The sequence below is a fragment of the Pseudomonas sp. GM17 genome, from assembly GCF_000282175.2.
GTDB lineage: Bacteria > Pseudomonadota > Gammaproteobacteria > Pseudomonadales > Pseudomonadaceae > Aquipseudomonas > Aquipseudomonas chlororaphis.
In genome coordinates, this window is sequence record NZ_CP124732.1 from 1,824,380 (window position 1) to 1,842,903 (window position 18,524).

Consider the following 18,524-nt stretch of genomic DNA (forward strand, 5'->3'; position numbering starts at 1 on the left):
GGTCGCCTTTTTTATGGGCGCGGATCAGCGCGCTGAATACTTCTCAACAAGCACCGGCGACAAGGCTAGGGTGGGGGCACGCAGGCTAAAACTATAAAAAGGCACGCCGCAATGACCGCCATGACTCCCTGTCCTGGATTCCTGCCCCGTTTGTCCTCCCATCACCTGTCCCGCAGCCGTCTGAGTGCCCCGCTCCTGGCATCGCCCGCCCGGGTGAAATTGCTTTGTGCGCCGGCTGGCAGCGGCAAGACGGCCCTGCTCGCCGAATGCCTGTTGCAGGCGCCGCCTGGGTGCCGGGTGTGCTGGTTGCCCCAGGCCGGGGCGGCGCAGACACCGCTGCAATTGTGCGGCGAGCTGGCGCGGGCGTTGGGCCTGGCCGTATCGGACGAGGCCGCCGTGCTGGACCATCTGGCGCAGGTGCAGAGCCCGACCTGGCTGTTCCTCGACGACTATTGCCGGGTCGCCGCGCCGCCGCTGGACCTGCTGCTCGACCGCCTGCTGGCGATCAGCAACCCGGCGCTGACCTGGTGGCTGGGCGGCCGCCGCCGGCCGCAATGCAACTGGCCGCGGCTGCTGCTCGACGACCAGCTCTACGAATGCACGGGGCCCGAGCTGGCGTTCACCCAGGAGGACATCGAGCGACTGCTGCAACAATTGCCGCAGCCTTTGTCGATCCACACCGCCAGCCGGATTTTCCAGCGCAGTGCCGGCTGGTGCGCCGGGGTGCGCATCGCCCTGCTCGAAGGCAGCGAGCTGGTGGCCACGCCGTGCCGGCAAGGGCGGCCCAATACCCTGCTGGAATACCTGGAGCACGAACTGTTCAGCGTGTTGCCGGCGGAGCTGTCCGAGGTCTGGCATGTGCTGGCGCACCTGCCGCGCTTCAATGCGCCGTTGTGCGAGCACCTGTTCGGCGCCGGGGAGGGTGCCCAGTACCTGCGGACATTGCAGGATCTGGGCTGCTTCATCGAACCCTGGGAGGCTGCGCCGGAGTGGCTGCAAGTGTTCGCGCCCCTGGCCCGGCTGATGCGCGACGAGCCCTGGCCGGCGGGACGCTCCTGGCATCGCCGTGCCTGCCAGTGGTTCGCCGCGCAGGAGGACTGGCAGGCGGCGTTCGAGCAGGCGTTGCTGGCGCAGGAATACGAAGTGGCGGTCAGCCTGTTGCAGCACTTCAGTTTCGAGCACCTGTTCGAGCAGCAGAATGTGGTGTTGCTGTTGCGCCTGCATGAGCAGCAGGGTGAGGAACTGCTGCTCGGCAGCCCGCAGTTGGTCGGGCTGTTGACGGCGGCCTTGCTGTTCGCCGGGCGTTTCGACCAGGCGCAACACTGCGTGGCGCAGATGGCGCGTTTCACGCCGCAGCCGACGGCCTCCGGGCAGCGGCAACTGGTGGCGCGCTGGCAGGCGCAGCAGGGTTGGCTGCTGCATCTGCAAGGGTTGATGGAACCGGCGCGGATGCATTTTCTCGAGGCGCTGACCGAACTGCCGGCCCATGCCTGGCCGACCCGCCTGCTGTGCCTTTCGGGCCTGACCCAGCAGGCCTTGCTCAGGGGCGAACTGGACGTGGCGCAGATGCTCAACCGCGAGGCGCTGTGCCTGGCCAGGGCCCAGGGTTCATTGCTGTTCGAAGCGCTGCTGGAGCTGGACCATGCCCAACTGCTGGAGCAGCGTGGGGCGCCCCACAGGGCGCAGAGCCTGCTGGACGATGTGCAGCAATTGTTGAGTCGCCAGGCTTATCGGGTCGGCCCGCTGCTGGGTCGTATCGCCTTGCGCCAAGGGCGCCTGGCCTTGCGCCAGGGGCAGGCGGAACAGGCCGCCGGGCACTTCCAGAGCGGGCTCGAACGCTGTCTGCTCAGTCACGACAAGCGCGCCCTGTACGGGTTTCTCGGCCAGGCGTTCCTGGCCGCCAACCAGGGCGACTATGCCCACGCGTTTGTGCGCCTGCGCGATGCCGAGCGGCTGATGCAGCAACGGCAGATCCCGGACACGGTGTACCGCGCCGTGCTGCTGCAGGTCAGCAGCGTGTTCTGGTTGCAACAGGGGCGGCCAGAACTGGCCCAGGAGGCCTTGAGCCGGGTGCTGCGTCACTACCGCGGGCCCCAGGCGCGCCAGGCGCCACCGGCCACCCTCGAGCTGATTCCGCGTATCGAGTACCTGCTGGTGCTGGCCGAGGTGTACCTGCAGCGTGCCGAGGCACCGGTGGCAAACTTGCAGCGCCTGCTCGAACAGGCCCGGCAACGGGGCATGCTGTGCCTGCAGACCGAGTTGTACCTGGCCCTGGCCGAGGTCGCTTTCCTGCTGGGGATCGGGTGTTGTCCGCCCGTGCCTTGCAGGAGGGGTTGGAACTCGGTGCCCGGTGCAACCTGCACCAGGCGCTGCATGAATTGCGTCTGCGTCAGCCGCGGATGTTTGATGTCCAGCCGGTGGCCGAACCCGAAGCGCCCATGCCGCTGCCGGTGGCAGGGGAGAGCCCGCTGAGCCAGCGGGAGCTGGAGGTGCTGCAACTGATCGCCCTGGGAAGCTCCAACCAGCAGATCGCCGAGCAATTGTTCATTTCCCTGCACACGGTGAAGACCCATGCGCGGCGCATTCACAGCAAGCTCGGGGTGGAGCGCCGCACCCAGGCCGTGGCCAAGGCCAAGACGTTGGGATTGATGTAGTGGTCGGACAGATATCAGGGCCGCCACTCTGACAACGCGGCCTCCCGCCAAACCGCGCGGCCCGCTTTGACGACGGCTACGCCGCCGATCGCAGCCTTCGGCAGCGGCTACAGAGGTCGGGGTTGTTGTAGCCGCTGGCGCAGCCTGCGATCGGCCGCGCAGCGGCCGCAAAGCTGACGATTGGATGGATCCGCGTCTAGGGTTGGTAACCCATGCGCCAGCTCACCGCCTGGGACGCGGCCAGCAGGCGTTGCGCCGCCGGGCCGTTTTCGTCGGCGTGGAACAGCGAGGTCGGGCCTACCACCGTCAGCACGGCGGCGACCTTGCCGGTGGCGTCGAACACCGGTGCCGACAAGGCATCCACGCCGGGCATCAGCAGGCCGTGCACATGGTGCAGGCCGCGCTGGCGGATCTGCTCGCACAGGGCGGCATAGGCCTGCTCGTCCGCCAGCGCATGGGGCGCGTGGGCCTTGAGTTCCTGCTCGCGCAAATCGACGGTTTCGCGATTCGGCAGGTAGGCGCCGAACACCAGCCCGGTGGACGAGCTGAGCAAGGGCAGCACCGAACCCAGTTGGGTCACCACCGTCACCGCGCGCACGGCCGGTTCGATATGCACCACGGTCGCGCCCTGGTTGCCCCATACCGCGAGGAAGCAGGTCTCGTTCAATTCATCGCGCAGCTCGGCCAGGGGCAGGGCGGCGACCTTCAGTACATCCATGCTGCCCAGCGCGGCCATGCCGACCCGCAAGGCCTCGCGGCCCAGGCCATAGTGGTTGGTGGCGGTGTTCTGTTCGGCGAAGCCACTGGCGATCAGCGCCTGCAGGTAACGGTGGACCTTGCTCGCCGGCATCTGCACATGTTCGGCCAGGCGCGACAGCGAGGTGGCCGGCGACAGCTCGGCCAGAGCCTTGAGGATGTCGGTGCCGACCTCGGCCGAGCGGACTTTCTGTTTACCGTTGCTGTCGCTGGTGCTGCGCGGCTTTTCCATGGAGGCGGTGTGATCCCGGGACGAATGGGCGTCTTTATAGCTTGACGGTCAATACCAATCAAATTACGTTATCCGTAATTGGATTACGATAAAAATAACGCTGGCGTGCCGAGAGCTCTCCCCATGGAGTCGCAGGCCGCTGCCAACTCCACTTCCAGGAGGCTCCATGAACCTCGATTCCACGGCGTCCGGGCTGGCGTACCAGTCGGGCTTCGGCAACCAGTTTTCCAGCGAGGCCCTGCCAGGCGCCTTGCCCGTCGGCCAGAACTCCCCGCAAAAAGCCCCTTACGGCCTCTACACCGAACTCTTCTCCGGCACGGCCTTCACCATGGCCCGCAGCGAAGCGCGGCGCACCTGGATGTACCGTATCCAGCCATCGGCCAACCACCCGGCCTTCGCCAAGCTGGATCGCCAGCTGGCAGGCGGGCCGCTGGGCGAGATCACGCCCAACCGGTTGCGCTGGAACCCGCTGGATATTCCGAGTGAGCCGACCGATTTCATCGACGGCCTGGTGAACATGGTCGCCAACTCGGCAGCGCAGAAACCGGCCGGGATCAGCATCTACACCTACCGCGCCAACCGCTCCATGGAGCGGGTGTTCTTCAACGCCGACGGCGAGTTGCTGCTGGTGCCCGAACAGGGCCGCCTGCGCATCGCCACCGAGCTTGGGGTGCTGGAAGTCGAACCGCTGGAGATCGCGGTATTGCCCCGCGGCCTGAAGTTCCGCGTCGAACTGCTGGACCCGCAGGCGCGCGGCTATATAGCCGAAAACCACGGCGCGCCCCTGCGCCTGCCCGACCTGGGGCCGATCGGCAGCAACGGCCTGGCCAACCCGCGGGACTTCCTGACCCCGGTCGCCCACTACGAAGACCTCAAGCAGCCGACGACCCTGGTGCAGAAATTCCTCGGCGAGCTGTGGGGCTGCGAGCTGGATCATTCGCCCCTGAACGTGGTGGCCTGGCACGGCAACAACGTGCCGTACAAATATGACCTGCGCCGTTTCAATACCATCGGCACCGTCAGCTTCGATCACCCGGACCCGTCGATTTTTACCGTGCTGACCTCGCCCACCAGCGTGCACGGCCTGGCCAACCTGGACTTCGTGATCTTCCCGCCGCGCTGGATGGTGGCCGAGAACACCTTCCGGCCGCCGTGGTTCCACCGCAACCTGATGAACGAATACATGGGCCTGATCCAGGGCGCCTACGATGCCAAGGCCGAAGGCTTCGTGCCCGGCGGCGCTTCGCTGCACAGCTGCATGAGCGCCCACGGCCCGGATGGCGAAAGCTGCACCAAGGCCATCAACGCCGAGCTGCAACCAGCCAAGATCGACAACACCATGGCCTTCATGTTCGAGACCAGCCAGGTGCTGCGTCCGAGCCAGTTCGCCCTGGAGTGCCCGCAATTGCAGAACGACTACGATGCTTGCTGGGCCTCGCTGCCCGCCACCTTCAACCCGAATCGGAAATAACCCATGAATCAGCCAACCATCACCCGCAGCTGGGTTGCCTCCGCCAACGACCATGCCGACTTCCCGCTGCAGAACCTGCCGCTGGGGGTGTTCAGCCACAAGGGTTCGGCGCCGCGCAGCGGCGTGGCCATCGGCGAGCACATCTTCGACCTGGAAGCGGCGCTCGACGCCGGGCTGTTCGAGGGCCCGGCCAAGGCTGCGGTGGATGCCACCCGTGGCGGCCAGTTGAATGCCTTTTTCGAACTGGGCCGCCCGGCCCGCGTGGCCCTGCGCGAGCGCCTGCTGGAATTGCTCGGCGAGGGCAGCAGCCTGCGCGGCAAGGTCGAGGCCCAGGGCGCGAAACTGCTGCCCCTGGCCGCCGATTGCCAGATGCACTTGCCGGCAAGGATCAATGACTACACCGACTTCTATGTCGGCATCGAGCACGCGCAGAACGTCGGCAAGCTGTTCCGCCCGGACAACCCGTTGCTGCCGAACTACAAATACGTGCCGATCGGTTACCACGGCCGCGCTTCCACCATCCGTACTTCCGGTGCCGACGTACGCCGGCCCAAGGGCCAGACCCTGCCCGCCGGCCAGAGCGAGCCGACCTTCGGCCCATGCGCGCGGCTGGACTACGAACTGGAGCTGGGCATCTGGATCGGCCAGGGCAATGAACTGGGCGAGCCGATCGCCATTGGCGACGCTGCCGAGCACATCGCCGGCTTCTGCCTGCTCAACGACTGGTCGGCGCGGGATATCCAGGCCTGGGAATACCAGCCGCTGGGCCCGTTCCTGTCGAAAAGCTTCATCACCAGCATCTCGCCCTGGGTGGTGACGGCCGAAGCCCTAGAGCCGTTCCGCCGTGCCCAGACGCCACGTCCCGAAGGCGACCCGCAGCCGCTGCCGTACCTGCTGGACAAGCGCGACCAGGCCGCCGGTGGTTTCGACATCGAGCTGGAAGTGCTGCTGCTCACCGAAGCGATGCGCGAGCAAGGCCTGCCGGCCCACCGCCTGACCCTGAGCAACACCCAGTACATGTACTGGACCGTGGCGCAGATGGTCGCTCACCACAGCGTCAACGGCTGCCAGTTGCAGGCCGGCGACCTGTTCGGTTCGGGCACCCTGTCGGGCCCGCAAAGCAACCAGTTCGGCAGCCTGCTGGAAATCACCGAAGGCGGTAAGAAACCGATCGAACTGGCGTCCGGCGAAGTGCGTAAGTTTCTTGAGGACGGCGACGAAATCATCCTGCGCGGCCGCTGCCGCCGCGAGGGTTTCGCCTCCATCGGTTTCGGCGAATGCCGCGGCAAAATCCTGCCTGCCCGTTAAGAAGAGGTGCGCGTTATGGAGCTCTATACCTACTACCGTTCGACCGCGTCCTACCGGGTGCGCATCGCGCTGGCGCTCAAGGGCCTGGACTACCAGGCGCTGCCGGTCAACCTGCTGGCGGCCGGCGGCGGTGCGAACCGCCAGCCGCAATACCTGCAGATCAACCCGCAAGGCCGTGTGCCGGCCTTGCGTACCGACGACGGCGAGCTGCTGATCCAGTCGCTGGCCATCGTCGAATACCTGGAAGAACGTTATCCACAGGTGCCGCTGCTCTCCAAGGAGCTGGCGGCCCGCGCCCACGAACGGGCGGTGGCGTTGCTGATCGGCTGCGATATCCATCCGCTGCACAACTCCAGCACGCAGAACCTGCTGCGCCAGTGGGGCTACGATGAGGCGCGGGTGCTGGAGTGGATCGGCCACTGGATCAGCACCGGCCTGGCGGCGGTCGAGCAGTTGATCGGTGAGCAGGGGTATTGCTTCGGCGAGCAACCGGGGCTGGCCGACACCTTCCTGATTCCCCAGTTGTACGCGGCCGAGCGCTTCAAGGTGCCATTGGACGCCTACCCACGGATTCGCCGGGTCGCCGCCCTGGCCGCCGAACATCCGGCGTTCCAGAAGGCCCATCCGGCCAACCAACCCGATACGCCCGCCTGACCTGTGTAGCCGCTGCCGCAGGCTGCGATCGACCGGAACGGTCGCGAAGATCTCTGGATCGCTGAAGGCCTTCGGCCTTATCGCAGCCTGCGGCAGCGGCTACAGGAGACAGGCCTGCGGCAGCAGCGTGTTCCCGCGCCTGAAGATGTACACAAGACCGATCCTTGTCGCCCAAGAGCAATGACGGTCTGCCGGCTTCCATAACCATAAAAAACAGCAGGTACCTTGCGATGCACAATCAGATTGCCAGCTTCCGGGCGGCCCTCGACGCCCGTCCGGTGTCGCGTTATCAGTGGTTGCTTCTTCTGCTCCTGGCCCTGTTGCTGGTCACCGACGGCTACGACGCCCAGGTGCTGGGTTATGTGGTGCCGGCCCTGGCCCAGGATTGGGGCCTGGAAAAGGCCGCGTTCGGTCCGGTGTTCAGTGCCAACCTGCTGGGCCTGACCCTGGGCTCGCTGGCGGTGACGCCGCTGGCGGACCGGTTTGGCGTGCGGCGGATTCTGCTGGCCTGCGTGCTGATCTACGCCAGCCTCACGGTGATGATGGTGTTCGCCGATTCGCTGAACAGCCTGATGGTCGCGCGTTTTATCTGTGGCATCGGCATGGGCGGGGCGATGCCCAGCGCCATGGCGCTGATGTCGGAATATTCGCCGCCGCGCCTGCGTACCCTGATGGTGACCCTGGCCGCCTGCGGTTTCTCTTTCGGCGGCGCGGCCGGCGGTTTTGTCGCCGCGGGTTTCATCGACCGCTTCGGCTGGCAGGCGGTGTTCCTCGCCGGCGGCGTCACGCCGTTGCTGCTGTTTCCCTTCCTGGCCTGGTTCCTCCCCGAATCGTTGCCGCGCCTGCTGCGCGATCAGCCGCCTTATGCCCGCCTGCGCAAGGTCACCGCGCGCATGCTGCCGGACTGGCAACCACCGGTCGCCTCGGCCGCGCAGAACCAAGCCGAGCAGGGCAGCAAGCTCACGGTGATCGAGCTGTTCCGCCACGGTTATGCGCGCCCGACGCTGCTGATCTGGTCGACCTTTTTTGTCAGCCTGATCCTGCTGTATTTCATGATCAGTTGGTTGCCGTCGCTGCTGCTGGAAAGTGGCCTTGGCCTGAACGAAGCGAACCTGGTGACCTCGATGTTTCTGTTCGCCGGCACCCTGGGGGCGATCTGCATGGCCTGGTTCGCCGACCGCCTGCAACGCAAGGTCCGGCTGCTCTCGGCGGTGCTGGCCGGGGCGGCGCTGTGCACCCTGCTGTTGGGGCTGAACCACGATAATCCGCGTTACCTGGTGGCCTTCGTTTTCGCCGCCGGCTTCTGCATCATCGGCGGCCAACTGACCCTCAACGCCTTCGCCAGCAACTTCTACCCGGCCCATGTCCGCGCCACCGGCACCGGCTGGGCCCTGGGCGTCGGTCGCTTCGGCTCGATCCTCGGCCCGCTGTTCGGCAGCCTGCTGCTGGCAATGCACATCCCGGTGCAGCAGATCTTTTTCTTCTGCGCGATTCCGGCGGTGATTGCGGCGCTGCTGATCATCCAGGTGCGCTCGCCGTCCGAGGCGCCTTCGGCAGGCGCGGGGCCTGCACCAGAACTGCAGGCGCCGCTCAAACCCTGAAGGCGCGCGGGCTCAGCGTGCCAGATGCTTGATCATCGGCACGCAGGCCAGGGTCAGGCCCCGGGGCGAATGGTACTGGGCAACCTGCTCGCCGACGAAGCCGCAGTGGCGATAGAAGTCTGCGGCGTTCAGGGTCGAGTCCAGGATCAGGTGCGGTAGGCCGGCCTGCAGTGCCAGCTGTTCGAGGTAGTCCATCATCTGCCGGCCGATCCCGCGGCCCATGTACGCCGGATCGACAAACACCGCATCGACCTGCCCCGACTCCGGATCGAGCATGCCGCTGGCGGCGATCTGGTCGTCGATGACGGCTACGTGCCCGGTCTTCTTCAGGACTTCGACGAAGTAGTCCCCCAGGCTGCCGGCGGTCCAGACCTGCAGGTCGGCGGCGGGGTAATGGCCGCTGCACTGGTGGTTGATGGCTTGGTTGCGAATGACGAAGACGCGTTGCGCGTCGTCGCCATGAGCTTTTCTGATCAGCATGCTGTGCCCATTCCCTGGTGTGAGCCGAGCATCCTGCCAGAGCCCGGGCGGGGCTGTCATGCCGCCCTGGCCTGGATCAGCAGCAGCCCCCAGCCGGTCAGCAGCGTGCCGTCCGCTCGGAGCAAGGGTTGTGTGGCCGTGCGCAGTTCGCTCTTCATCAATGCGCGATTGGCGGGTGTCAGGCGATCCAGGTCGTAGGTTTCTGCCAACGAATCCCAGAGCTCCTCGAAGGTGGGCGTCCACTCAAGGTCCAGTTCCTCGAAGTGCAGCGAGGTGAAGCTGTGGCCCAACAGCTCCCGCCATCCACGCTGTGACTGAGTACGGGGATCCACCAGGGGCAAGGGACGGAGCTGGTCGCGTCGGGCGGCGGTGCGAAAGGCCTGCAAGTAGTGCTGGCCCGGCTCGCCCAACAGAAAGGCCCGGCCGACGATGGCCGAGAGTTGCCCGCCCTTGGCCAGAACCCGATGGATTTCCCCCAGCACCTGTTCGATATCGCTCATTAGCATCAGGGCCAGGTGCGAGACCACGGCATCGATGCTGCCGGTGGCAATCGACAGGCACTGGGCCCGCTCATTGAGCAGCACGCTGCGGTTCGCGAGGCGGGTGCGGGCCGCCTGCAGTTCGGTTGCGCTCATGTCCACGCCGGTCAACCGGGCGTCGGGATACTTCCTGGCCAGCAGATCCAGCAGGAAACCGTCGCCGCAGCCCAGGTCCAGCACCCGTGCGCGAGGCTGAGTGGTGGCGAGCGTGGCTGCCAGCATCTCGTAGGATGAACCGCGCCCCGGCAGGCTCAGCCCGGAAAAAGCCGGCGGCGTGGTGCCGGGGCGACGTTGGTGAAAGTCCTGAAGAAAGCGTTCGGCGCTGTTCATGCTGTTCATCCTTGAAGCAAACGGAGAGTTGTCGCCGGGCATTGTGGCATGGGAGGCAGAGCGCCCCATCAGTGCACGATGGTATTGGGTGGCAAGTGCCCCAGGCGTTCGGTCAGGCGCAGGCGCTGGATCGGGTCTTCGCTGAGCAGCAGGGCGTGCTCCAGGTCGAAGCGTTCGGCGTTGGGGCAGTCCAGGTGCTGGTAGAGGCTGGCGCGGGCCAGGTAGTCGGAGGCGCTGCCATTGCCCAGTTCCAGGACCCGCTCGGCATCGATCAGCGCATTGAGGTGGTCGTCGTGGCTCAGGTGCAACTGGCGCAGGTTGCGCGACAGGCGCTGGAGCATCTGCTGCGGGCTGGCCGTGGCCAGGTGCTCGGCGGCCAGCTTGATGTTCGGCCCGTACTGGCGCTCCAGCAGCTCACGGCAGTCGTTGGGGTACAGGCGGCGCCCGCCGCAAGGGTCGAGCAGGTGATCGGCACCGGGCACGCGCAATAGAAAGTGCCCGGGGAAGTTGACCCCGACCATGGGGATTTCCAGGCGCCGCGCCAGCTCCAGGGCGATCAGCCCCAGCGCCAGCGGTTGACCGCGCCGGGTGTGCAGCACCTTGTCCAGCAGCGCCGCCTGCGGGCGCAGCGGCAGGAACTCGTCCTGCTGGAACCCCAGGTCGTTCATGCGCCGCAGCAGCGGCTGGCCCAGTTCGCTGACCGGCAGCAGCGGCAAGCCTGCGCTGACCCGCTGTTGCAGTTCCTTGAAGTCTTGCAGCAACTGCTCGGGCGATACCTCTTTGTCGTGCTCGGCGGCGATCCACAGCGCCGCCTCGAAAAGGGCGGGCGGGGACTGCTGCAGGCAGGCGAAAAAAGCTTGACGCGGGTTCATCGAAATCTCCGGCGAATGCCTCGTTTTAGCCCCGTCGCGGGCGTTCGTCCAGTGCCGCACACATGCCGTAGCAGGTTATTTCCTAAAGCCCGGTAAGGCACCGGGCTTATTCCCGCGCGCTCCAGCAATTTTCATGCACAAGCCTATACTGGCGACTACAAGAAGTGATTCGGGAGCCCGACGATGTTCGCTCTCATGCAAAGCACTCGCCTTGAATCGCTGCACCTGAGCGTCGACCCGGCCACCGGGTTGAAGGCGGTGATTGCCATTCATAGCAGCCGCCTGGGGCCTGCCTTGGGAGGCTGTCGTTACCTTGCCTACCCCGACGACGAAAGTGCCGTGGTCGATGCCGTGCGCCTGGCCCAAGGCATGAGCTACAAGGCCGCCCTGGCCGGCTTGCCCCACGGCGGCGGCAAGGCGGTCATCATCCGTCCGCCACACGTCGAAAGCCGTGCCGCGCTGTTCGAAGCCTTCGGTCGCTGCGTCGAGCAACTCGATGGCCGCTACATCACCGCCATCGACAGCGGCACCTCGGTCGCCGACATGGACTGCATCGCCCAAACCACCCAACACGTCACCAGCACCACCGCCTCCGGCGATCCGGCACCGCATGCCGCCATGGGGGTGTTCGCCGGCATCCGCGCCACCGCCATGGCGCGCCTGGGCAGCGACAACCTCGAAGGCTTGCGGGTGGCGATCCAGGGCCTGGGCAATGTCGGCTTCGCCCTCGCCGAGCAGTTGCATGCCGCGGGCGCCGAACTGCTGGTCAGCGATATCGATTCCGGCAAGGTGCAACTGGCCATGGAGCAACTGGGTGCCCATCCGATCGCCAACGAAGCCTTGCTCAGCACCCCGTGCGACATCCTCGCGCCCTGCGGGCTGGGCGGCGTGCTCAACAGCCACAGCGTGGCGCAACTGCGCTGCTCGGCGGTGGCCGGCTCGGCCAACAACCAGTTGACCAATCTGCAGGTCGCCGACCAGCTGGAAAACCGCGGCATCCTCTACGCGCCGGATTATGTGATCAATGCCGGCGGGCTGATCTACGTTTCGCTCAAGCATCGCGGTGAAGACCTGGCGACCATCACCGCCCATCTGTCGAAGATCAGCCAGCGGCTCACCGAAGTCTTCGCCCACGCCCAGGCTGAAAAGCGCTCCCCGGCGCGGGTGGCCGACGACTTGGCGGAGCGCGTGCTGTACCGCTAGGGGCGAAGGCCTTACCCGGCCATTTCGCCCTGTAGGCCCTGCGCCACAAGCGCGAGGCGCAATGACTGCACGCTGGACCCGGCGTGCCAGGAGCCATGTGATGCCGCACAAGGTTGCACTTCCCTATACCCGCTATTTGTCCCCGGACGGCCAGTTGCTCGGCGACCTGCCGGCCTGGGCCGACGACTTCAATCTGCTGACCCGGCTCTACCGGCAGATGGTCCTGACCCGCCTGTTCGACCAGAAAGCCGTGGCCCTGCAACGTACAGGACGCATCGGCACCTATGCGCCGACCCTCGGCCAGGAAGCCATTGGCGTGGCCATCGGCAGCCTGATGCGGCCCGAAGATGTGCTGGTGCCCTATTACCGCGACACTGCCGTGCAATTGATGCGCGGGGTGCGCATGGAGGAGATCCTGCTGTACTGGGGCGGCGACGAGCGCGGCAGTGATTTCGCCGACCCGGCGGTGGCCGAGGACTTTCCCATCTGTGTGCCGATCGCCACCCAGGCCCTGCATGCCTGCGGCGTGGCCAGCGCATTCAAGATCCGTGGCGAGCACCGGGTGGTGGTGACCACCTGTGGCGACGGCGCCACCAGCAAGGGCGACTTCCTCGAGGCCCTCAATGTGGCGGGCACCTGGCAGTTGCCGGTGGTGTTCGTGGTCAACAACAACCAGTGGGCGATCTCGGTGCCACGGCGCATCCAGTGCGGCGCGCCAACCCTGGCACAGAAGGCCATCGGCGCCGGCTTCCACGGCGAGCAGGTCGATGGCAACGACATGCTCGCGGTGTACGACCGGGTGCAGGCCGCCCTGGAACGTGCCCGGCATGGCAAGGGACCGGTGCTGCTGGAGTGCCTGAGCTATCGCCTGGGCGACCACACCACCGCCGACGATGCCACGCGCTATCGGGCCGCGGATGAGGTCAAGCAGGCCTGGCTGGAAGAACCGGTCAAACGCCTGCAACGCTTCATGGTCGGGCAGGGCGTCTGGGACGGAAACCGCGAGCAGGCGCTGATGGTGGAATGCCAGGCGCTGGTGCAGCGTGCTGTGGATAACTTCGAGGCGGCGGGCACCCAGGCCCCCGAGTCGGTACTGGACTACGTCTATGCACAGTGGCCGGCGGCCCTGGCCGAACAGCGCGAGGTGTTCCTCGAACGGCTGGCGCGGCGTGCGGGAGGTGCGGACCATGAGTAACGGCACATTCAGCTTGCTGGAAGCGGTGAACCTGGCGTTGCACCGGGCCATGGCCGAGGACGAGAACGTGATTGTCCTGGGTGAGGACGTCGGCGTGAACGGTGGGGTATTCCGCGCCACCCTGGGGCTGCGCGACAGTTTTGGCTTCAAGCGGGTGATCGATTCGCCGCTGGCGGAAACCATGCTCGGCGGGCTGGTAGTGGGCATGGCCGCCCAGGGCCTGAAGCCGGTGGTGGAAATCCAGTTCATGGGCTTTATCTACGCGACCATGGAGCACCTGGTGTCCCATGCCAGCCGCATGCGCAACCGCACCCGCGGGCGCATCACCTGCCCGATGGTGCTGCGCACGCCCATGGGCGCGGGCATTCGCGCGCCGGAGCACCACAGCGAAAGCACCGAGGCGCTGTTCGCCCATATCCCGGGGCTGCGGGTGCTGGTGCCGTCCTCGCCGGCGCGGGCCTACGGCCTGCTGCTGGCAGCCATCGACGATCCCGACCCGGTGCTGTTCCTCGAGCCGACCCGGCTCTACCGCATGAACCCGCAACCGCTGGTGGACGACGGCAAGCGCCTGCCGCTGGACAGTTGTTTCACCCTGCGCGAAGGCAGCGACATCACCCTGGTCAGCTGGGGCGCGAGCATCGTCGAGACCTTGCAGGCCGCCAACGCGCTGGCCGAGCAGGGCGTGTCGGCGGAGGTGATCGACGTCGCCAGCATCAAGCCGCTGGACCTCGACACCCTGGAAGCCTCGGTGCGCAAGACCGGGCGCTGCGTGATCGTGCACGAGGCGCCGCGCACCTGCGGCGTCGGCGCGGAAATCGCCGCCAGCCTCTACGAGCGGGTATTGCTGGAATTGCAGGCGCCGATCCTGCGGGTCACCGCGCCGGACATTCCACCGCCGCTGTATCGCCTGGAGTCGCTGTACATCCCCGACGTCGAAGACATTCTTCACGCCTGCGACAGCACCCTGAACTTCGCCTGAGGAGGCTGCGATGAAATATTTCAAACTGCCCGATCTGGGCGAAGGCCTGCAGGAAGCGGAGATTGTCGAATGGCACGTCAGGGCCGGCGATGCGGTCAAGGCCGATCAGTTGCTGGTGTCGGTGGAAACCGCCAAGGCCCTGGTGGACATTCCCGCGCCCTATGACGGGGTGGTGGCGAAAACCTACGGCGCGCCGGGCGACATCCTGCATGTCGGCGAACCCTTGCTCGGCTACGAAGGCGAGGCGGATGCCGGCACCGTGGTCGGGCGCCTCGAAGGTGGCGGGGCCAGCCAGGAAGACCGGTTTTTTGTCGGCGCCGCGCCCTCGACCCGCGAGCATATGGCAGTCCGCGCTACGCCAGCGGTGCGCCAACTGGCCCGGCAACTGGGCGTGGACGTGAATGCCTTGAGCGGTTCGGCCAAGGATGGGCTGATCAGCCGCAGCGATGTGGAAAACGCCGCGCAGCAGGAACGGGAGCGGTTCGGCGGTGACCGGCTGCGCGGGGTACGCCGGAGCATGGCGCTGAACATGGCCCGCTCCCATGCCGAGGTGGTGCCGGTGACGATTTACGGCGATGCCGACCTGCACCGCTGGGGCCAGGCCCGCGATCCGCTGATCCGCCTGGCCAAGGCGCTGGCGGCGGCCTGCGCGGTGGAGCCGGTGCTCAACAGCGCGTTCGATGGCAAGAGCCTGTCGATCAAGCAGCACCAGCACCTCGACCTGGGCATTGCCGTGGACACCCCCGATGGCCTGTTCGTGCCGGTGCTGCGCAATGTCGGCCAGCGCGACGCGGCGGACCTCAAGGCCGGGGTGACGCGCCTGCGCGCCGACGTGCAGGCACGCTCGATTCCGCCCCAGGAGATGATGGGTGCGACCCTGACCCTGTCCAACTTCGGCACCCTGTTCGGCCGTTACGCCAACCCGGTGGTGGTGCCGCCGCAAGTGGCGATCCTCGCCGCCGGGGTGATCCGCGACGAACCGGTGGCCCTGAACGGCGCGGTGGTGGTGCATCCGCTGCTGCCGCTGTCCCTGACCTTCGATCATCGGGTGGTCACCGGCGGCGAGGCGGCGCGGTTTTTCAAGGAGCTGGTCGAAGCGCTGGAACAACCTGAGCTTTAGTCTTCCACAGGCATGAAAAAGGCCCTGGGCGCAAACCCAGGGCCTGTTCAATTCGAGCCTGCTTACTTGGCGGCTTTGCTTGCCTTGGCGGGCTTGGCCGGTGCTGCGGGTTCCGCGGCTTCGGGGGCTGCCAGCGGAGCTTCTGGCTCGGCCGCCGCAACCGGCGCGCTGAGCAGTTCGGACAGGGCGTCCGGCTGGCTCTTGAAGGCCTTGGCGAACACATCGCGGTTCTTCGCCATGTAGATCCCGGCTTCTTCCACCTGCTGCTCGCTCAGGGACGGCACCGCTTTTTGCAACACTTGCGCCAGCAATTCAGCCAGTTCGAGCATTTTGTCATGACGGTCAGCTTCGGCTTTATCCATGAACAAGCGCTCCAGATCTCGGCTGCTGCGGTATACCACTTCGACGGCCATTCACCACCTCACATGCCTTCACGATAATGGGTATTTGCTACTACTGTATTTATATACAGGCGAGAAGAATAAGCGAATCCTTATGCTTTGAATAGTGGCTTTTTAATCTAGACGGGTTTCAGGGTTTGTCAGCTTTCCCCTGTAGGAGTGAGCTTGCTCGCGATCCGCGCAGCGGCCATTCAGTACCTTGTCTGAACAGACGCTATCGCCAGCATGCTCGCTCCTACAGATTGCCGCCGGCCTGAACGTGCCTTGTCTGCATCAGCCACCATCTCACCCCAGACGCTGGCCTTTTTTCTGCATGCAGAGCAACCGTCACGTCCAACCCGCATCATCCGGTCGAGTCGACCTAAGGAAAAACCATCGTGAAAATCAATTGGGCCGAGAAACTGCGGCAGAACGTCCATCAGCTGGCCGAGTCCCTGGGCAACCTGTTCGTGGAGACCTTTCACTACCTGGCGCTGTTCGCCATCGGCGCGGTGACGGCCTGGGCGGCGGTGATAGAGTTTCTCGGGATGCTCGAAGAAGGTCATATCAAGATCGATGACATTCTCCTGCTGTTCATCTACCTCGAACTGGGCGCCATGGTCGGCATCTACTTCAAGACCAACCACATGCCGGTGCGCTTCCTGATCTACGTGGCGATCACCGCGCTGACCCGCCTGCTGATCTCCAACGTGTCGCACCACAACCCGCCGGACCTGGGGATCATCTACCTGTGCGGCGGCATCCTGCTGCTGGCGTTCTCGATCCTGGTGGTGCGCTACGCCTCGTCGCAGTTCCCCTCGGTGAAAATCGAACACCCGCAACGCAAAGTCGGCGCGGGTTCCAGCGAGCACCCGGAAGTCGAGAAGGGCGAGCTTTAAATCGCCACGCTCAGGGGCGGCCGGCCCTTGGCGGCCGGCAGCGGCAGCTTGAAGCTGTCGCTGTTGGTCATGGCTTCGAGGATGGCCACGGCGCTGTGGCCCTGCTCGATGGCGATGCCGAACTGAATGCTTTGCACCAGGCGCTTGAGCCGCTGCGGATCGTTGCGCTGCTCGGCGCTGATCATGCGTTTGGCCACGACCCGGCCGGCCTTGGACAGGGTCAGCATGATGCTGCCGTCCAGGCCCTGGATGCTCAGGTTGACCCGGTATTCCGGGGCGAAGGCATCGGTAATCAGCTGAAAGGGGTTGTCCATGTGCGTCACCGCCTGATTGTATCGTGCAGTCATTGACCGGCCGGGATCGGGATTAGTTCGCATTTCCAGACCACTGGCAGGCCGTTCGCCGAGGTTTGATAACGTCCGTATTCCTCGGGTCTTGCAAAGCAAAGGGCATGCCGGGAAAGCCGTCGACCAATAAACCCGGGGGCGAAAAAAAAACGGACCAATAGGTCCGTTTTTCTTTGGCTACCCGTTTCAGGGCATGAACGAATAAATGATCGCTGACAGTGCGATCAGGCCGATCAGCACCACGAACAGATTCGACAGCTGGCCCGAATATTGGCGCAGCGAGGGCACTCGCCGGATCGCGTACATCGGCATCAGGAACAGCAAGCAGGCGATCACCGGTCCGCCCAGGGTTTCGATCATGCCGAGGATGCTCGGGTTGAAGGTGGCCACGGCCCAGCAGGTCAGGACCATGAACAGTGCGGTGCAACGCTCCAGCCAGCGCGACGACAGGGTCCGGCCGCGGCTGCGCAGGCTTTTCACGATCAGCCCCTGGAAACCTTCGCTGGCGCCGATGTAGTGGCCGAGGAAGGATTTGGTGATGGCCACCAGCGCGATCAGCGGCGCCGCATAGGCGATCACCGGCGTCTGGAAGTGGTTGGCCAGGTACGACAGGATCGAGATGTTCTGCGCCTTGGCCGCGGCCAGGTCGGCCGGCGACAGGGCCAGCACACAGCTGAAGCAGAAGAACATCACCGTCAGCACCATCATGCCGTGGGCCACGGCGAGGATGCCGCTGCTCTTGCCTTCGGCCTGGGCGCCGTAGTGGCGCTTCTGGTCGACGGCGAAGGCGGAGATGATCGGCGAATGGTTGAACGAGAACACCATCACCGGGATCGCCAGCCACAGGGTCTTGAGGAACAGCGGCGCGGACATGCCGTCATTGGCCGAGGCGAAGAAGGCGCCGTTCCAGTTCGGGATCAGGCTGAGGGCCAGCAGCAACAGCGCGGCGACAAAGGGATAGACCAGCACGCTCATGGCCCGCACGATCACGCCCTGGCCGCAGCGCACGATGGCCATCAGGCCGAGGATCAGCACCAGCGACAGGATCGCCCGTGGCGGCGGCGTCATGTGCAGCTGGTGCTCCATGAAGCTGCCCAGGGTGTTGGTCAGCGCCACGCTGTACACCAGCAGGATCGGGAAGATGGCGAAGAAGTAGAGCAGGGTGATCAGCTTGCCGGCGCCGATGCCGAAGTGCTCTTCCACCACCTCGGTGATGTCGCCGGAACGCCCGGACAGCACGAAGCGGGTCAGCCCGCGGTGGGCGAAGAAGGTCATCGGGAAGGCCAGCAGCGCCAGCACGATCAGCGGCCAGAAGCCACCGACCCCGGCGTTGATCGGCAGGAACAGGGTACCGGCGCCGATGGCGGTGCCGTACAGGCCGAGCATCCAGGTGGTGTCGTGTTTGCTCCAGCCCTGGCTGGCGGTCGTGGTGTCGCGGGCGGTCTCTACGGCAGGGTTTTCGGCAGCGGGTGTTCGTACATCGGTCATCGGTATTGCCTCGTTA

The 18,524-nt window shown here is 65.6% G+C and carries 15 protein-coding genes and 2 pseudogenes; 10 read left to right on the forward strand and 7 right to left on the reverse strand.

Annotated features, from left to right (window positions below):
- The first annotated feature begins 111 nt into the window (after positions 1 to 111).
- A pseudogene (locus PMI20_RS08130) lies at positions 112 to 2,654 on the forward strand (LuxR C-terminal-related transcriptional regulator).
- A 196-nt stretch (positions 2,655 to 2,850) separates the two neighbouring features.
- Here PMI20_RS08130 and PMI20_RS08135 read toward each other — a convergent pair.
- Positions 2,851 to 3,642, reverse strand: a complete 792-nt coding sequence (locus tag PMI20_RS08135; RefSeq protein ID WP_007930806.1) for an IclR family transcriptional regulator — start codon at positions 3,640 to 3,642, stop codon at positions 2,851 to 2,853.
- A 166-nt stretch (positions 3,643 to 3,808) separates the two neighbouring features.
- Between PMI20_RS08135 and hmgA the strand changes: the two genes are divergently transcribed.
- The 4 genes from hmgA to PMI20_RS08155 all read left to right on the forward strand — a co-directional run bounded on the left by hmgA (position 3,809) and on the right by PMI20_RS08155 (position 8,676).
- A complete protein-coding gene (hmgA, locus tag PMI20_RS08140; protein WP_007930807.1) occupies positions 3,809 to 5,113 on the forward strand; it encodes a homogentisate 1,2-dioxygenase in 1,305 nt (434 codons plus the stop codon).
- 3 nt (positions 5,114 to 5,116) lie between these two features.
- Positions 5,117 to 6,421 (forward strand): fumarylacetoacetase, encoded by a 1,305-nt coding sequence (gene fahA / locus PMI20_RS08145; RefSeq protein ID WP_007930808.1) that lies wholly within the window; start codon positions 5,117 to 5,119, stop codon positions 6,419 to 6,421.
- 15 nt (positions 6,422 to 6,436) lie between these two features.
- A complete protein-coding gene (gene maiA, locus PMI20_RS08150) occupies positions 6,437 to 7,075 on the forward strand; it encodes a maleylacetoacetate isomerase (RefSeq protein ID WP_007930809.1) in 639 nt (212 codons plus the stop codon).
- Positions 7,076 to 7,305: 230 nt separating this feature from the next.
- Positions 7,306 to 8,676 (forward strand): MFS transporter, encoded by a 1,371-nt coding sequence (locus PMI20_RS08155; RefSeq protein WP_007932371.1) that lies wholly within the window; start codon positions 7,306 to 7,308, stop codon positions 8,674 to 8,676.
- Between the two features lie 12 nt (positions 8,677 to 8,688).
- Here the strand turns inward: PMI20_RS08155 and PMI20_RS08160 are convergent, their stop codons facing one another.
- The 3 genes from PMI20_RS08160 to PMI20_RS08170 form a co-directional block, all read right to left on the reverse strand.
- Complete coding sequence (locus tag PMI20_RS08160; protein WP_007932374.1) at positions 8,689 to 9,156, reverse strand: GNAT family N-acetyltransferase; 468 nt, start codon at positions 9,154 to 9,156, stop codon at positions 8,689 to 8,691.
- Between the two features lie 56 nt (positions 9,157 to 9,212).
- Positions 9,213 to 10,025, reverse strand: a complete 813-nt coding sequence (locus PMI20_RS08165) for a class I SAM-dependent methyltransferase (protein WP_007932377.1) — start codon at positions 10,023 to 10,025, stop codon at positions 9,213 to 9,215.
- A gap of 68 nt (positions 10,026 to 10,093) precedes the next feature.
- Positions 10,094 to 10,897, reverse strand: coding sequence for a SirB1 family protein (locus tag PMI20_RS08170; RefSeq protein ID WP_007932379.1), 804 nt, complete (start codon positions 10,895 to 10,897; stop codon positions 10,094 to 10,096).
- A 183-nt stretch (positions 10,898 to 11,080) separates the two neighbouring features.
- On the opposite strand from PMI20_RS08170, the gene PMI20_RS08175 reads away from it, so the two are divergent.
- The 4 genes from PMI20_RS08175 to PMI20_RS08190 all read left to right on the forward strand — a co-directional run bounded on the left by PMI20_RS08175 (position 11,081) and on the right by PMI20_RS08190 (position 15,394).
- A complete protein-coding gene (locus tag PMI20_RS08175; RefSeq protein ID WP_007932382.1) occupies positions 11,081 to 12,100 on the forward strand; it encodes a Leu/Phe/Val dehydrogenase in 1,020 nt (339 codons plus the stop codon).
- A gap of 100 nt (positions 12,101 to 12,200) precedes the next feature.
- On the forward strand, positions 12,201 to 13,295 hold the full coding sequence (gene pdhA, locus PMI20_RS08180; RefSeq protein ID WP_007932384.1) for a pyruvate dehydrogenase (acetyl-transferring) E1 component subunit alpha: 1,095 nt from the start codon (positions 12,201 to 12,203) through the stop codon (positions 13,293 to 13,295).
- The gene (locus tag PMI20_RS08185; protein ID WP_007932386.1) at positions 13,288 to 14,274 is read left to right on the forward strand and encodes an alpha-ketoacid dehydrogenase subunit beta; all 987 of its coding nucleotides are present in this window, start codon (positions 13,288 to 13,290) and stop codon (positions 14,272 to 14,274) included. The genes pdhA and PMI20_RS08185 overlap by 8 nt, the downstream gene beginning before the upstream one ends.
- 10 nt (positions 14,275 to 14,284) lie before the next feature.
- Positions 14,285 to 15,394 carry a dihydrolipoamide acetyltransferase family protein gene (locus PMI20_RS08190; RefSeq protein ID WP_007932388.1) on the forward strand — a complete coding sequence of 370 codons (1,110 nt, stop codon included), beginning with the start codon at positions 14,285 to 14,287 and terminating at the stop codon, positions 15,392 to 15,394.
- A 155-nt stretch (positions 15,395 to 15,549) separates the two neighbouring features.
- Here PMI20_RS08190 and PMI20_RS08195 read toward each other — a convergent pair.
- Positions 15,550 to 15,807: pseudogene (locus tag PMI20_RS08195) on the reverse strand (YebG family protein); the annotation flags it as partial.
- Between the two features lie 365 nt (positions 15,808 to 16,172).
- Between PMI20_RS08195 and PMI20_RS08200 the strand changes: the two are divergent.
- A complete protein-coding gene (locus PMI20_RS08200; RefSeq protein ID WP_007932391.1) occupies positions 16,173 to 16,673 on the forward strand; it encodes a phosphate-starvation-inducible protein PsiE in 501 nt (166 codons plus the stop codon).
- On the opposite strand, the gene PMI20_RS08205 is transcribed toward PMI20_RS08200, so the two are convergent.
- On the reverse strand, positions 16,670 to 16,987 hold the full coding sequence (locus PMI20_RS08205; RefSeq protein ID WP_007932393.1) for a DUF3509 domain-containing protein: 318 nt from the start codon (positions 16,985 to 16,987) through the stop codon (positions 16,670 to 16,672). The two genes, PMI20_RS08200 and PMI20_RS08205, sit on opposite strands and share 4 nt — an antisense overlap.
- 219 nt (positions 16,988 to 17,206) lie before the next feature.
- The gene (locus PMI20_RS08210) at positions 17,207 to 18,508 is read right to left on the reverse strand and encodes a serine/threonine transporter (protein ID WP_007932395.1); all 1,302 of its coding nucleotides are present in this window, start codon (positions 18,506 to 18,508) and stop codon (positions 17,207 to 17,209) included.
- Between the last annotated feature and the right edge of the window lie 16 nt (positions 18,509 to 18,524).

Coding starts and splice junctions, on each gene's coding strand:
- PMI20_RS08135 (WP_007930806.1), bottom strand. CDS start 3,642: ATGGAAAAGCCGCGCAGCACCAGCGACAGCAACGGTAAACAGAAAGTC.
- hmgA (WP_007930807.1), top strand. CDS start 3,809: ATGAACCTCGATTCCACGGCGTCCGGGCTGGCGTACCAGTCGGGCTTC.
- fahA (WP_007930808.1), top strand. CDS start 5,117: ATGAATCAGCCAACCATCACCCGCAGCTGGGTTGCCTCCGCCAACGAC.
- maiA (WP_007930809.1), top strand. CDS start 6,437: ATGGAGCTCTATACCTACTACCGTTCGACCGCGTCCTACCGGGTGCGC.
- PMI20_RS08155 (WP_007932371.1), top strand. CDS start 7,306: ATGCACAATCAGATTGCCAGCTTCCGGGCGGCCCTCGACGCCCGTCCG.
- PMI20_RS08160 (WP_007932374.1), bottom strand. CDS start 9,156: ATGCTGATCAGAAAAGCTCATGGCGACGACGCGCAACGCGTCTTCGTC.
- PMI20_RS08165 (WP_007932377.1), bottom strand. CDS start 10,025: ATGAACAGCGCCGAACGCTTTCTTCAGGACTTTCACCAACGTCGCCCC.
- PMI20_RS08170 (WP_007932379.1), bottom strand. CDS start 10,897: ATGAACCCGCGTCAAGCTTTTTTCGCCTGCCTGCAGCAGTCCCCGCCC.
- PMI20_RS08175 (WP_007932382.1), top strand. CDS start 11,081: ATGTTCGCTCTCATGCAAAGCACTCGCCTTGAATCGCTGCACCTGAGC.
- pdhA (WP_007932384.1), top strand. CDS start 12,201: ATGCCGCACAAGGTTGCACTTCCCTATACCCGCTATTTGTCCCCGGAC.
- PMI20_RS08185 (WP_007932386.1), top strand. CDS start 13,288: ATGAGTAACGGCACATTCAGCTTGCTGGAAGCGGTGAACCTGGCGTTG.
- PMI20_RS08190 (WP_007932388.1), top strand. CDS start 14,285: ATGAAATATTTCAAACTGCCCGATCTGGGCGAAGGCCTGCAGGAAGCG.
- PMI20_RS08205 (WP_007932393.1), bottom strand. CDS start 16,987: ATGGACAACCCCTTTCAGCTGATTACCGATGCCTTCGCCCCGGAATAC.
- PMI20_RS08210 (WP_007932395.1), bottom strand. CDS start 18,508: ATGACCGATGTACGAACACCCGCTGCCGAAAACCCTGCCGTAGAGACC.